The organism is Chitinimonas viridis (assembly GCF_030409555.1).
GTDB lineage: Bacteria > Pseudomonadota > Gammaproteobacteria > Burkholderiales > Chitinimonadaceae > Chitinimonas > Chitinimonas viridis.
Genome location: NZ_JAUFPU010000018.1, coordinates 973,926 through 987,214, shown reverse-complemented (window position 1 = coordinate 987,214; position 13,289 = coordinate 973,926). Strand labels below are relative to the sequence as shown.

At 64.9% G+C, this 13,289-nt stretch carries 10 protein-coding genes; 7 read left to right on the top strand and 3 right to left on the bottom strand.

Annotation, left to right across the window (positions count from 1 at the left end; translation table 11 throughout):
• Nucleotide 1 precedes the first annotated feature (1 nt).
• Genes QWZ03_RS17510 through QWZ03_RS17500 form a run of 3 tightly spaced genes read left to right on the top strand, consistent with a single transcriptional unit; the run spans nt 2 to nt 4,016 of the window.
• Nucleotides 2-445 (top strand): GNAT family N-acetyltransferase, encoded by a 444-nt coding sequence (locus tag QWZ03_RS17510; RefSeq protein WP_290333900.1) that lies wholly within the window; start codon nt 2-4, stop codon nt 443-445.
• Nucleotides 442-1,524, top strand: coding sequence for a peptide chain release factor 1 (prfA, locus tag QWZ03_RS17505; RefSeq protein WP_284195594.1), 1,083 nt, complete (start codon nt 442-444; stop codon nt 1,522-1,524). The genes QWZ03_RS17510 and prfA overlap by 4 nt, the downstream gene beginning before the upstream one ends.
• A gap of 35 nt (nt 1,525-1,559) precedes the next feature.
• Nucleotides 1,560-4,016, top strand: coding sequence for a putative bifunctional diguanylate cyclase/phosphodiesterase (locus QWZ03_RS17500; RefSeq protein WP_290333899.1), 2,457 nt, complete (start codon nt 1,560-1,562; stop codon nt 4,014-4,016).
• Nucleotides 4,017-4,109: 93 nt separating this feature from the next.
• Here QWZ03_RS17500 and QWZ03_RS17495 read toward each other — a convergent pair whose 3' ends face one another.
• Complete coding sequence (locus tag QWZ03_RS17495; RefSeq protein WP_290333898.1) at nt 4,110-6,185, bottom strand: sensor histidine kinase; 2,076 nt, start codon at nt 6,183-6,185, stop codon at nt 4,110-4,112.
• Complete coding sequence (locus QWZ03_RS17490) at nt 6,182-6,892, bottom strand: response regulator transcription factor (protein ID WP_284195588.1); 711 nt, start codon at nt 6,890-6,892, stop codon at nt 6,182-6,184. Before QWZ03_RS17490 ends, QWZ03_RS17495 begins: the two co-directional genes overlap by 4 nt.
• A gap of 243 nt (nt 6,893-7,135) precedes the next feature.
• Between QWZ03_RS17490 and QWZ03_RS17485 the strand changes: the two genes are divergently transcribed.
• Together QWZ03_RS17485 and QWZ03_RS17480 are read left to right on the top strand one after the other, a co-directional pair.
• Nucleotides 7,136-8,386, top strand: a complete 1,251-nt coding sequence (locus tag QWZ03_RS17485; protein ID WP_290333897.1) for an SPFH domain-containing protein — start codon at nt 7,136-7,138, stop codon at nt 8,384-8,386.
• A complete protein-coding gene (locus QWZ03_RS17480) occupies nt 8,383-9,795 on the top strand; it encodes a hypothetical protein (RefSeq protein ID WP_290333896.1) in 1,413 nt (470 codons plus the stop codon). Before QWZ03_RS17485 ends, QWZ03_RS17480 begins: the two co-directional genes overlap by 4 nt.
• Before the next feature lie 100 nt (nt 9,796-9,895).
• On the opposite strand, the gene QWZ03_RS17475 is transcribed toward QWZ03_RS17480, so the two are convergent.
• Nucleotides 9,896-11,125 carry a serine hydrolase domain-containing protein gene (locus tag QWZ03_RS17475; RefSeq protein WP_290333895.1) on the bottom strand — a complete coding sequence of 410 codons (1,230 nt, stop codon included), beginning with the start codon at nt 11,123-11,125 and terminating at the stop codon, nt 9,896-9,898.
• Between the two features lie 119 nt (nt 11,126-11,244).
• On the opposite strand from QWZ03_RS17475, the gene QWZ03_RS17470 reads away from it, so the two are divergent.
• Both QWZ03_RS17470 and QWZ03_RS17465 read left to right on the top strand, forming a co-directional pair.
• On the top strand, nt 11,245-11,901 hold the full coding sequence (locus QWZ03_RS17470) for a response regulator (RefSeq protein WP_290333894.1): 657 nt from the start codon (nt 11,245-11,247) through the stop codon (nt 11,899-11,901).
• A complete protein-coding gene (locus QWZ03_RS17465; protein ID WP_290333892.1) occupies nt 11,898-13,289 on the top strand; it encodes a sensor histidine kinase in 1,392 nt (463 codons plus the stop codon). The genes QWZ03_RS17470 and QWZ03_RS17465 overlap by 4 nt, the downstream gene beginning before the upstream one ends.

Below are 13,289 nucleotides of genomic sequence, written 5' to 3'. Positions count from 1 at the left end.
CATGGTCTTTCCCTTAACGTATGGCGAGTACCAGATCGATACCGACCCGGCCAGGCTGGACCTGGCCCAGTGCCACGCCTATATCGCCAGCACCTACTGGGCCAAGGATATCCCCCTGGCGACCTTTCGCCGCTCGGTGGCGGGCGCGCTGTGTTTTGGCGTCTATCACCATGGGCAGCAGGTAGGCTTTGCCAGAGTGATCAGCGACTACGCCACCATCGCCTACCTGGGCGACGTATTTATCGCCCCTGACCACCGTGGCCAGGGGCTCTCCAAATGGCTGATGGACAGCATCATCAGCCACCCCGACCTGCAAGGCCTGCGCCGCTGGATACTGCTGACCGGCGACGCCCACGGCCTTTACCAACAATACGGTTTTACGCCCCTGGCTGCCCCCGAGCGCTGGATGGAGCGGGCCCACCTGGACATCTACACCTCATCATGAAACCCAGCATCGCCAACAAGCTGTCGCAACTGGCCGACCGGCTGGAGGAAGTCGGCCAGCTGCTCGCCAGCGAAGAAGCCACCCGCGACATGGACAACTTCCGCAAGTTGAGCCGTGAACACGCCGAACTGACCCCGGTGGTCGAGCTGTACCAATCCTTCTGCCAGACCGAGGCTGATCTCGCCACCGCACGCGAGATGCTGGACGACCCGGACATGAAGGAGTTGGCCGAGGCCGAACTGGCCGATGGCGCAGGCCGGCTGGAAGCCCTGGAAACCGAGCTGCAGAAGGCACTGCTGCCCAAGGACCCCAACGACGAGCGCAATATCTTCCTGGAAATCCGCGCCGGCACCGGTGGCGACGAATCGGCCCTGTTCGCGGGTGATCTGTTCCGCATGTACACCCGCTTTGCCGAGCGTAATCGCTGGCAGGCCGAGATCGTCTCGGCCTCCGAATCGGACTTGGGCGGCTACAAGGAAGTCATCGTCCGTATTGCCGGCCTGGGCGCCTATTCCAAGCTCAAGTTCGAGAGCGGCGGCCACCGCGTGCAGCGCGTGCCCGCCACCGAATCGCAGGGCCGCATCCATACCTCGGCCTGTACCGTAGCCGTGATGCCGGAAGCGGACGAGCTGGAGGAGGTGAACATCAACCCCGCCGATATCCGCATCGATACCTTCCGCGCCAGTGGCGCGGGCGGTCAGCATATCAACAAGACCGACTCCGCCATCCGCATCACCCACTTCCCTACCGGCCTGGTGGTGGAGTGCCAGGACGGCCGCAGCCAGCACCAGAACAAGGCCCGCGCCATGCAGGTGCTGGCTGCCCGCATCAAGGACAGGCAGGAGCGCGAGGCCCACGCCAAGGAAGCCGCCATGCGCAAGTCCCTGGTCGGCTCGGGCGACCGCAGCGAACGGATACGTACCTATAACTTCCCGCAGGGCCGTATTACTGACCACCGCATCAACCTGACCTTGTACAAGCTCGACTATGTGATGGATGGCGATCTGTTCGAGCTGACCGATGCCCTGATGGCCGAACATCAGGCCGAATTGCTGGCCGCCATGGCCGAGCAGGTCTAAGCGGAACCGGCGGCGACCATGTCAGGAACCATCCGATGAAGCCAGCCGCCCTGTTCCAGTTACTGCTATGGCTGCTGCTGGCCCTGCCGGGGCTAGCGCAGGCCAGCCCGGCCATACAGTACCGCTGTGCCCCAGGCGTCTCTGCCTGGCAGCCCCTGCCTACCGATGGCAAGCTGCACCTGCTGGAAACCGACCACGACTTGCAGCGGGTCTGCCAGATCCGGGCCTATCTGCCTGCCAGCAGCCCAGCCCCGCTCTGGCTGACTCTGCGCAGCGTCCCGCAGAGCACTGTCAGCAGCGAACCGGTCGGCCCCAACCGGCATGTTGCTCCCCAAATATGGCGCAGCGCCCGCAGCGCCGCCCTGGCCCTGCACCCCGGCGAATGGGCCCAGGCCAGGCTGGACATGCACCTGCCCATAGGTAGTACCGTGCACATCAGCATGGAACCGCCAGCCGACATGCTGGCCCAGGAATCCCGCGATGCGCAGATCCGCAGCGCCCTGCTGACCCTGCTGTTTGCCATGGGCCTGGTCAGCGGCATGTTTGCCTATGCCCTGCGTGACGCCACCACCGGCTGGTATACCGCCCTGACGCTGATGCTGGCCCTGCTGTGGAGCCTGCTCAGTGGCCATGCCATCAGCCCCACCGGCCTGGCCATCAGCCATCCACAGCTGAGCCAGGCCCTGCTGTTGGGCAGCTATGGCCTGGCCCTGTTTACCGGCCTGCGCTTCAGCCTGGGCTTTACCAACCTGCAGCAGCACGCCCCCCGCCTGGCCCGCTACCTACGCGGCCTGGGCTGGCTGGTACTGGGCTACACCCTGATGGGCCTGGTGCCCGCCCTGGCGGCCTGGGTCGTGCATTACTACAACCTGGTGGCGCTGGTGACCATGCTGGCCATGCTGCTGCCCGGCCTTATCAGCCTGCGGGCCGGCGATTTCCGTGGCGGCGGCTTCTACCTGGCCGGCTGGTCGCCCATCGTACTGATCTGGTGCGGTGTACTGCTGCTGCGTATCGACCTGCTGGCGGGCTACCCAGCCTGGCTGGGGCAACTGAGCCATGGCCTGCAGGCCGTGGGCCTGCTGCCAGACTGGATAGACACAGCCCATGCCCGCCAGGCCGCCTTCCTGCTGCAAGCCGTGATCTTCTCGCTGGCCCTGGCCGACCGCGCCGCCCGCCTGCGCCACAGCCGCGAGCGGGCCACCATGACGGACCGCACCACCGGCCTCGCCAACCGCAGCAGCTTTCTGCTTGAAGGCGACCAGTTGCTGGCACAGGACAACCAGCGCGCCCGTACCCTGGTGCTGTTCGATATCGCCGGCTTTGCCGCCATCAACGAAACCCTGGGCTACGACACCGGCGACCGGGTGCTGCAGGAAACCGCCGAGCGCCTGCGCCGCAAGCTGGGGCCCAACAGCCCCTTGGCCCGCGTGGGCGGCAACCAGTTCGCCACCCTGCTGGACGATGGCGCCAGCGCCGGCTCGCTGCAATTGCTGGCCAGCACCCTGACACGCCAGCCGCTGGTGGTGGATGAGCAGCAGGTCGATATCCGCCTGCGGCTGGCAGGCGCACTGCACCCGGCCCATGGCAACGATATCGAGCTCCTGATGCGCCGCGCCGAAATTGCCCTGGGCCATGCCAAGCAGGAGAAACTGCACGCCCAGGTCTACCATGGCGCGCTGGAGCGCGACCTGCGCTTCCAGCTCAGCCTGCTGTCCGCCCTGCGTGCCGCCATGGCGCAAAACCAGCTGCAGCTCTACCTGCAGCCCAAGGTAGTCAGCCGCACCGGCCTGGTCACCGGCGCCGAAGTGCTGCTGCGCTGGCAACATCCCACGCTGGGCCTGGTATCCCCGCACGATTTCCTGCCCTACGCCGAGAAAACCGGGCTGATCGTGGAATTGACCCGCTGGGTACTGGTGGAATCGCTCAAGCTGGCCAAGCACTGGCAACTGCAGGGCGAACCCCTGCGGCTATCGCTCAACCTCTCGGCCGCCGACCTGGCCGACCCCAGCCTGCCCGCCTATGTGGCCGAGTTCCTGCAGCACAGCAAGGCCAACCCGCACCTGCTGACGCTGGAGATCACCGAGAGCGAAGTGATGCGCGACCCCAAGCTCGCCATCAGCAGCATGCAGGCGCTGCGTACGCTGGGCTTCCAGCTGGCGCTGGACGACTTCGGCACCGGCAACTCATCGCTGGCCTACCTGCAGGCCATGCCGGTCAGCGAAATCAAGATAGACCGCTCCTTCGTCAGCAACTGCCGCCGCAACCCCCAGGGCGCCACCCTGATACGCGCCATCGTGGCCCTGTCGCACACCCTGGGCCTGAAGACCATCGTCGAAGGGGTGGAAAACGAAGAGGAATGGCATATGGTCTGCGACACCGGCTGCGACGAAGTCCAGGGCTACCTGCTGAGCCCACCACTACCAGTGCCGGCCTTCGAGGAATGGCTGCTGCTGAATCAGCCCTATGTGGTGCCGGAGCGGCAGCCGGCCTGAAACAATGCCCGCAAAGGCGGGTGGACGTCGTCTCCTTCCCAAGACCGCACCGAGAAATATGGGCAAGTTCTCAGGCTTCACTGTGGGTATATTTCACGCCCCCACCGCCCGCTGCAGCACCAACTCAAAGCACACGCCATCATCCAGATTGCGCGCCGTGATGGTGCCGCCCATCTTGGCCATATAGGTTTTGGCGACAAACAGGCCCTGGCCGCGGTTGCCCAGGGCGCCGGATTCGGCTTGGTCCGATACGCCATATTCGAAGATCTTGTCCAGCATGTCCTCGGCGATGGCCGGCCCCTGGTTGCGTATGGCCACGGTCACGGCGGTGTCGCTGGCCTGCAGTTGCAGGGTGATGTGGCTGCCTGCGGGGCGATAGCGGTCGGCGTTGCGCAGCACATGGGTGACCACGTCCTCCAGCGGGTATTCGTCGGCACGGGCCCATAGTGGGCCGGCCGGGCCCTGGTAGTGGACTTCGGCGATGCCTGCGCTGGGGGCATTGGCCGCCACATGCTGCAAGAAGGCGGCGATATCGATGGCCTGCGCCTGCAGGGTGGTGGACTGGAAGGCCTCGCTGGGCGAGGCCGTGCCATAGAGCACCCGGATGGCCTGTTGCATGCGGTGGATATAGCGGCTGCTGTCGTCGTCGCTGCCGCCGTGCAGGGCCATCAGCGATTGCAGCGGCGACATGATCTCGTGTCCCACGGCATGCCACATGTCCTTTTCCTGCTCGGCGCGGATATGTTCGCGGGCGACATCCTCCTTCACCCGCTGTAGCAGGTCGGCCAGGCCGGCGGCCAGCACGCCCAGCTCGTCGTGGCCGCGCAGGTCGCTCAGGTCTATCTGGTCCAGCTCACCCACCCCCCGCACGGTGCGCGACACCGAAGCCGCCCGCCGGGTCAGCACCGTGATGCGGCGGATGATGCCAATCTCTATCGCCAGCCAGGCCAGCATGATGGCCAGCAGCATGGCACCGACAAACCACGATACCCGGGTGGCCACCACCGCCAGATTGCGGTTCACGCTGCGCACATCGCCCGTCAGTATCAGCTGGTAACTGCCCAGCGGGGTGGCGATGGTCTCGCGCACTTCCAGTGGCTGATCATAGCCGGCCACCGCCAGCCGCCGGATCACACTGCTGATCAGGCGCGAGGGCTGGTAGGGTTCGTCCGCCACGCCGGTCAGCTGCAGCAGATCCGGCTGGCCGGCATCGGGCAGCTTGCGCAGGCGTAACTGCTCGCCGGGCAACAGCAGCGGCGCGAGATCAGTCAGGGCAAAGGGCAGGGTGGCTTCCGGGCTGTTGCTATCGAGCAGGGGCGGGCCTTCGCCTGGCGGCAGCACCTGCACATGTACCTGTATCCGGTCCAGATCGGCCGGCGGCCAGACCAGCTTCTGTTTCATGAACAAGGCATCGCGCAGCACCCCTACCGGCAGGCGCAGCGAGAAGAACGACCGCTTGCTGCAGGCCACCGGCCCCATGGGGCCGACGGTATCGCAGTGGCCGTCCTGCCAGATCCAGCCACGGAAATCCCGCACCGGCCGGGCGCCCGGCATGGCCCGGCCACGGTCGACAAACCCCGTCAGCCGGCCACGCACGCCGGCCTCTGGCCTGGCATCGACCTGGCCCAACAGCTCGAACGGGGCGATCCAGCGATAGGTCTGGCCGCGTAAAGTCACCACCACCCGCACCCGATGCGCCAGGCTCAGGTCATCCTCGCCGCGCGCGTGGGCCACCAGTTCGCTGCTGGCAAAGCTGCCTGCCACATAGACGAAACCACCGGCCCAGGGATTGCTGCCTATGGCGGTGCAGAGCGTGCCATCGCGGTACTGCACCAGGCAGCCGGCCATCTCCACTGCCTGCTGCACCTTGTACTGGTCGTCGAAATCAATGGCGGTATAGGGCAGCAGCAGGGGCCGCAGCGGCACCAGGTTGTCATTGCCGGTGCGTGGGTTCAGCAGGGCCAGCTGGCCAGCCGGGTGGTGCAGCTTGGCGGCGATCTGCGCCTGGGTCTTGCTGAAGCCGTATTGGTAGTTGCGGTAGCTGAGCTGCTTTTCCTCGCGCAGCACATAGAGCGCCAGCGCCACCGTTGCCAGCGCCAGCAGCAGGAAGGCCCCGCGCGACAGCAGCCGCAGCCGGTAGGGCGTCAGGCTCCACCAGGCGGGCTTCATCGGCCGGCCTGGTCTACCCAGCGAAAGCCGCGCATGGGTATGTTCTCGATGCAGTCGAAAGCCGGGTCTATCTCGCGGAAGGCATCCCGCAGGGTGCTGACATGCTTGCGGATATTGTCGCGGTTGCGGCCGCTTTTCACTACCTGGAACAGGTCGTCATAGGACACCACCTGGCCCCGGCACTGGTACAGCGTGGCCAGGATGCGCTGGGCTGTCAGCGGCAGGTTGATGCGCTGGCCACGCCAGATCGGCGTGCTCTGGCGCAGCGGGTCCAGCGACAGCTCATTGCCTTGGGGCAGGGCGGCGGGGGCTTCCTGGCGGCCGGGCCTGTCCTTGGCGGCACGCAGTATTTCCAGGAAGGTGTCGATGAAGTCGCCTTCCTCGAAGGTGGTCTTCTGCAGGTAGTCCCAGGCATCCAGCGCCTTCATGATACTGCGGTAGATGGTGGCGGGCATGGCCGATACCACCAGCACCGGCGTGCCCGAGCCCTTGTTGATGGCATTGATGATGGCCACCCCGGCATGGCGTTCGCGCCCCAGCTCGATATCCAGCACCACCAGGTCATACCGCTCGCGGCTGATGGCCGCCTCGGCGTCGTCCCGGTTGAACCACTGGTCCACCTGTATGCCGGGCCGGGCCGACTCTATCCAGCCACGCAGCTGGTTGCTGGTGGGCAGATCATCTTCTACGACGGCAACCTTCAACATGGCCTTGCTCCACGGCCATAGGGCCGGTTTTTGCTATGCGCCATTATCGAATGGAACCGGCCCAGGGCGGTGTGAGTTTTTCTTCCGGCGGCGGATGAAACTCACCCCGGCCCGGCTTTGATATTTCCGCGGCCCCTCGCGCAACATGCATCCCAAGGAGCAGGGCAACGCGGACTGCTCCCGGGCCACCGGCGGTGGCTTGCAGACCGCGATTCCAACAGCGCATATACAAGGGGTAACACCATGTCGGAACGTATCAAGAAGCTGGCGTTGGCCATCCGTAACCTGCTGGCCAAGCCAGCCGCCCAGGGCGGGCAACTGGCCGCCAGCGGCCTGGCACAACACAAGGGCAAGCTGCTGGCAGGTGCCGTCTTGCTGGCAGCCGGCTACGGCCTCTATACCCACCCGCCCATCCAGACCCTGGGCAACGGCGAGATCGGTGTGCGCAGCAACCGGCTTACCGGCGGCCTGACCGAGCTGCGCGAAGGCAGCGCGCTGGTCCTGCCGGGGCTGCACGAGCTGCGCCGCTTCAGCCTGCGTGATCAGGTCTACCGCCCGGTGCAGAGCAGCCGCGCCAACGGCGAGGCGCCGTTCCAGTCCATCGAAGGCCTGTCGCTGGGGGTGGACCTCACCATCCGCTACACCCTGGACCCGGCCAAGGTCGGCACCATGGCCCGCAAGCTGCCGGAAGACATCGGCGGCCAGATCGTCGAACCGGCAGTGCAGGGCGTCATCTACAAGACCTTCACCCGCTACACCGTGAGGCAGATCTTCTCCAGCAAGCGGGCCGAGATACAGCAGGTGATAGAGGCCGAACTCAAGCCGCGCCTGGCTGCCGATGGCATACAGCTGCGCAGCGTGCAGATGGGCAAGGTCGACCTGCCGCCCGAATACCGCGTCGGCATGGAAAGCCTGCTGGCCGAAGAGCTGCAGACCGAGAAGATGCGCTACACCCTGGAGCTCAAGGGCAAGCAGGTGGAAGCCACCGCACTGGACGCCGAGGCCGAGAAGGTACGACGCCAGAAGGAAGCCGAGGCCGCCGCCAGCGAGCAGATCATCGCCGCCCGCGCCCAGGAGGAAGCCATGAAGCATGTGCTGCCCTTCAAGCAGAAGCAGATAGAGCAGCGCCAGCTGGAGGCCGAGGCCGACAAGCAGTCACGCATCCGCACCGCCGAGGGTAGCGCCCAGGCCCGCCGCATCGAAGCGGCCGGCGAGGCCGACTCGCGCCAGAAGCTGGCCGATGCCGAGGTCTACCGCATGGAGCGGCTGGGTAAGACCAGCAGCGAGCAGATGGCCCGCGACGGTGCCGTCATCACCAAGCATCCGCTGCTGATCCAGAAAACCCTGGCCGACAAGCTGTCGGACAACATCTCGGTCATCATCGCCCCGCCCTCGGCTGATGGTGGCTTTATCGGCTCGGGCCTGATCGGCAAACTGCCAAACGCCCCACGCCAGACCGATGCCGAGAGCAGCAGCGAAGCAGGAGCAGAATGATGCTGATCGCCTCCCTGGCCGCCATGGCCATCGTCACCCAGAACCAGGCCCCCCTGCGTGCCGCCCCCAAGGACAGCGCCCAGCAGCAGGCCGTGCTGTGGCAAGGCGACAGCCTGGAAATCCGCGGCGAGCGCCTGGGCTACCTGCAGGTATGGGATCACCGGCGCGAACGCGGCGGCTATGTGCGGGCCAGCCAGGTACGCCAAACCCAGCTGGATGCCGCCGCTGCACCCGAACTGCTGAGCGTGGTGCGCTTTCTGCGCGACACCCCCGGCGCCGAAGCCCTGGGCATCGCCTACAGCGCCGCCTACCTCAAGGCCGCCCCGGCCCAGAGCATCACCGCCGAGCCCTTCGAGGCGCTGGGTAATATGGCAGACCGGCTGGCCCGCCGTGCCAGCAGCAGCCAGGCCAAGGCGACCGATACCACCGTGGCAGCCCATCTGGAAGTTGCCGCCCATTACGGCATCAGCATGACCAGCCTGGAGCGCGACGAGCGCATCCAGCTCTGTTACCAGGGTGATGCCTACCGCCGCGTGCTGAGCCTGCCGGCCACCGACGAGCAACGCGCCCGCGCCGCCTTGGCCCTGACCCGGCCCGACTGCCAGCGCGCCGACCTGCATCCGCAGGCCCGCTACAGTGCCGACAACGAAGCCGCCGACCTGCTCAACCGCATTGCCAGCGACAAGCTGCCCGAACAGCTGAAGAACCAGCTGCGGCTGCGCCGCGCCGGCATCTGGGCCAATCTCGCCTACCAGCGCAACCGCCGGGGCGAGGCCTTCCAGCCTGCCGCCGAACGCGCCCTCAATGAGCTGGCAGCCATCAACAAGCAGGAGCTGGCTGAAGACGACCAGGCCAGCTACAACGACGCTGCCATGCGCGTGGGCGCCTCACGCTGGGCCGTCGAAACCGCCACGGCCGCCATCCCCGGCAAGCTGCGCATCGTCACCGAACCCGGCCAGCCCGGCGAGACCTGCGTGCAGCTGCAGGACACTCGCCAGAAAACACCCACCTCGCTTTACCGCCGCTGCAGCTACGGCACAGTATGGACCGCCTCGGCCCGCAGCAACGCCGACGGCACAGCCCTGGCACTGGCCGTGCAACCGCTGGCCAACTGGCGCGAGCTGTGGGTATTCCAGCAAACCCCCGAGGGCTGGGTACTGAGCGTGCTCCCCCCTGCCGACCAAGGCCCCGATCTCGGCTATATCGAGTTTGCCGGCTGGGTGCCAGGCAGCAAACAGATGCTGGCCGCCCGTGAGGCCCGCGTGCAAGGCCGCTACCAGCGCAGCTTCCAGCTGATCAGCCTGGACAGCATGACGGTGCTGAAGCAGGCCGACCAACCCAGCTCGCTGAGCACCTTCTACCGCTGGCAGGATGCAGCGTGGAAGCGGTTGACGGTTAGTTTGCGCTGATGTTTCACGTGGAGCGGGGGGCGGGAAAGGCCCGCCCCCTTTGGAGTAGCGAGGCAATCCCTAGACTTGGCGGCATCCTCAGCCATCCCTCAGACAACCATTACAGGCCCGCCTCCTTGAGCGCGTTCTCGATGTCGTACAGGGCACTGTATTCAACCGAACCCGGCCCATCGCTGTGTAGTTCATCTCGCGTGTTGAGCATCACGGCAAAGCTGATGCCCGATGGCAGCTGACGCATCACCGTGGTAAGGCCGGGCACCGCCCCGGTGTGACCGCCGTTGTGTGTCTTACCCGCCAGCGGCAGACCGCTGGGCGCCTCATATTTACCGGCAAAGGCCGCCATGGCATGGGCCGTGCTGATCACCAGACCGGTCGATTGCCAGTTTTCCGCCCGCACCGCCCCATCCAGCGCCGACACCATCTTGCCAGGCTCAAACACACTGGGAACCTGCAAGGTGGTCAGATAGTTGGGTTCACGGGGATCGTGATCCTTCAGGCGCGATGCCATGGGCTTGAAGTCCTCGCGCGGAATGCCCATGGGCTGCAAGATCTGGCCGTACACATAGTCGACATACGCCGTCTTGCTGGCCTGCTCGATAATGCGCCCCAGCAGCATATAGCCGAAGTTGGAGTACACCATTTGACTGCCAGGCTGGTAGTCCAGCGGCCGGCGCACCATCCAGCGGGTGATGTCCTCTTGCTGGGCCGGTGCATTGAGGCCCAGCTCGGCCTGGATCACGGCCTCGGCGATGAAGGCATCGCCGGAAACCGACGCATCCCAACCGCCTTGGTGGGCCAACAGATGGCTGATGGTGATGTCCTTGAGCCGAGGATCGAATGCCTCCTCTGGCGAGAGGGGCACAGGCAGCCAGCAGCTTTGGCCTGCCACCGTGCAGAACACCTTGTCGTCCAATGACAGCTGCCGCGCCGCTGCCAGCTTGTGTATGGCGGCGGCGGTCACCGGCTTGATGATGCTGGCGGTGACAAACAGCGCATTGGCCGGCAAAGGGGTGCGGTGTGTCGCGTCCAGAAAGCCATAACCCTGTTCATGCAGCACGCGGCCGTCATGCATGATCGAGATGGTGGCGGCGGTCACGCCATGTTTTTTCTGTATGCCCTGCATGGCCTTGTCCACCTTGGCAGGCAAATCCCCTTCACAGGCTTTTATCTGCTTGGCCGATGCACCAGGCTGCTTGGCCGCACACAAGCTGGCCTGCACATTCGTTTTGGCTGAATTGCCATTACAGGCCGACAACAAAGCCAGGGGCACCAGGCAAAGTGCCACCGTTCGGGCAATGGGATTTTCAACAAGGCAGTTTGATTTCAGCATGATGCGGACATCCAGTGAGTGAGAAGGTCTCCATCGTGCCAAACCCAAGCTTTGCGCCAGCTTAAGACGGCCCGGCCAGGGGCTGCCCAAACGGTGGGACTCTGCCTACACTGCAGGCTATGCATGTACTCCTTATTGAAGACGATCTAGACCTGGGCAGCGCGCTGCAGAAATCCCTGAAAGCCGCCGGTTTCAGCAGTGAATGGCTGCGGCGCAGTGCCGATGCGCCACAACACCCGGCCGACCTGGATTACGCCTGTGTCCTGCTCGACCTCTCGCTGCCCGATGGCAGCGGTTTTGAGTTGCTCAATACCTGGCGCAAGCAGGGTGCCACCGTCCCCATCATCATCCTCACCGCCCGGGCCACCCTGGAAGAGCGCCTGCACGGCCTCGATAGCGGTGCCGATGATTTCATCGTCAAACCCTTTGCCACCGCCGAACTGCTGTCACGGTTACGTGCCGTGCTGCGCCGCTACGCACAACAGGCCAGCGAAACCTGGCAGATCGGCCCCTTGCAGATAGAACCCAAGCGCCACCGGCTCTGCCTGGCGGGAGCAGAGATCGAACTCTCGCCCCGCGAGTTCCAGATCCTGCTGGAACTGGCCCGCGAGCCAGGCATAGTCGTCTCCAAGGGCGAGCTGGCGCAACGCCTCGAACCCTTGGGCGAGCCGCTCAATTTCAGCGCCATCGAGGTGCATATCTGCAATCTGCGCAACAAGATCGGTGCCGGCCATATCCGCACGATTCGCGGCGTCGGCTATCTGCTGCAAGCATGAACAGCCTATTTCGCCCCACCCTCATCCGACGGGTTGTCCTGGCCTTGCTGGCAGCCTTCTCATTGGTGTGGCTGTTGTTGCTGGCCGTCATGTTTACCACCGGCAATAGCGATACCGAACTGGATGCCGGCCTCCGCGTTGTCGCCAGCGAGCTGCGCAATACCTTGGTACCGCTGAAAAGCACCGAGGAAGCGGTTGCCGCCACACAGACCGTGTCGAACCTGATAAACGGCATCTACCGGCACAATGACATACCCAGCCTGATGCTTTTCCAGCTATACGACCAGGATGGCCACCTGCTGTATCGTTCCACCCAGGCGGCAGGGCAGGTGCTCAATCAGCAGGCGAGTCATATCCAGGACCAGCAGTTGCAGGGGCGCCGCTATCGGGTGCATACCGTGACCGCATCACGCTGGACTCTGACCGTGGCCGCCTCTCAGGTGGACGCCGGCTGGATGCTGCAATCGCTGGCCGAGGATTTGACGCTGTATCTTTTGATTGCGTTTCCCTGTATCGCACTGCCGGTCTGGATAGCCGTGCGCCAGGGCATACGGCCCTTGCGGCAGTTCTCACAATTCATTGCCGCGCGCAGTATCGACGATCTCTCACCCATCACACTGCCGGTACGCCATGAGGAACTGAAGCCGCTGCATCATGCCCTGAATCAGCTGCTCGATCAGCTACGCCTCAAGGTGGCCCGTGAACACAGCTTTGTGCAGGACGCCGCCCATGAATTGCGTACCCCGATGGCGGTCATTGCCGCCCAGGCCCATGTACTGACCCTGGCCGCCACACCTAGCGAACGGCAAGAGGCGAAACAGCAACTCGAGCATGCCATTGCCCGCTGCGCACACCTGGTGCAACAGCTATTGCAACTGGCCCGGCTGGATCCCGCTGCCCCGCAAACCCTGCGCCAGCTCGATGCCGCACAATTGCTACGCCAGGAAATAGCCCTGCAGGCCCCCAAGGCCTTCGCAAAACAGCAGGAGCTGGCGCTGGATACCCCGGACCATCTACCCTGCCAGTTGGCCGAATCGGCTTTCCAGTGCGTGATACATAATCTGCTCGACAACGCCATCCGCTACACGCCGCAGGGCAGCCATATCGACATCGCGCTGCAACAGACGCAGCAGTCTCTATTACTGAGCGTTCGGGACGATGGGCCAGGGATTGCAGCCGAGCAGCAGGACATGGTGTTTGAACGCTTCCATCGCGGCCAGCACCTGGACAGCAGTGGCTCCGGGCTGGGCCTGGCTATCGTCAAACAGGCCATTCAGCGCCTGGGCGGCCAAATCACGCTGGAGGCCGGCCTACAAGGCAAAGGATGCTGCTTTACGGTCAGCATCCCCTTGAGCGCACCGGGAGCGCCACCGCCGACGTTGCGATAA

What these genes read in the sequence shown, in the direction of transcription:
- QWZ03_RS17510 (WP_290333900.1), top strand. Translation starts at nt 2, where the DNA reads ATGGTCTTTCCCTTAACGTATGGCGAGTACCAGATCGATACCGACCCG.
- prfA (WP_284195594.1), top strand. Translation starts at nt 442, where the DNA reads ATGAAACCCAGCATCGCCAACAAGCTGTCGCAACTGGCCGACCGGCTG.
- QWZ03_RS17500 (WP_290333899.1), top strand. Translation starts at nt 1,560, where the DNA reads ATGAAGCCAGCCGCCCTGTTCCAGTTACTGCTATGGCTGCTGCTGGCC.
- QWZ03_RS17495 (WP_290333898.1), bottom strand. Translation starts at nt 6,185, where the DNA reads ATGAAGCCCGCCTGGTGGAGCCTGACGCCCTACCGGCTGCGGCTGCTG.
- QWZ03_RS17490 (WP_284195588.1), bottom strand. Translation starts at nt 6,892, where the DNA reads ATGTTGAAGGTTGCCGTCGTAGAAGATGATCTGCCCACCAGCAACCAG.
- QWZ03_RS17485 (WP_290333897.1), top strand. Translation starts at nt 7,136, where the DNA reads ATGTCGGAACGTATCAAGAAGCTGGCGTTGGCCATCCGTAACCTGCTG.
- QWZ03_RS17480 (WP_290333896.1), top strand. Translation starts at nt 8,383, where the DNA reads ATGATGCTGATCGCCTCCCTGGCCGCCATGGCCATCGTCACCCAGAAC.
- QWZ03_RS17475 (WP_290333895.1), bottom strand. Translation starts at nt 11,125, where the DNA reads ATGCTGAAATCAAACTGCCTTGTTGAAAATCCCATTGCCCGAACGGTG.
- QWZ03_RS17470 (WP_290333894.1), top strand. Translation starts at nt 11,245, where the DNA reads ATGCATGTACTCCTTATTGAAGACGATCTAGACCTGGGCAGCGCGCTG.
- QWZ03_RS17465 (WP_290333892.1), top strand. Translation starts at nt 11,898, where the DNA reads ATGAACAGCCTATTTCGCCCCACCCTCATCCGACGGGTTGTCCTGGCC.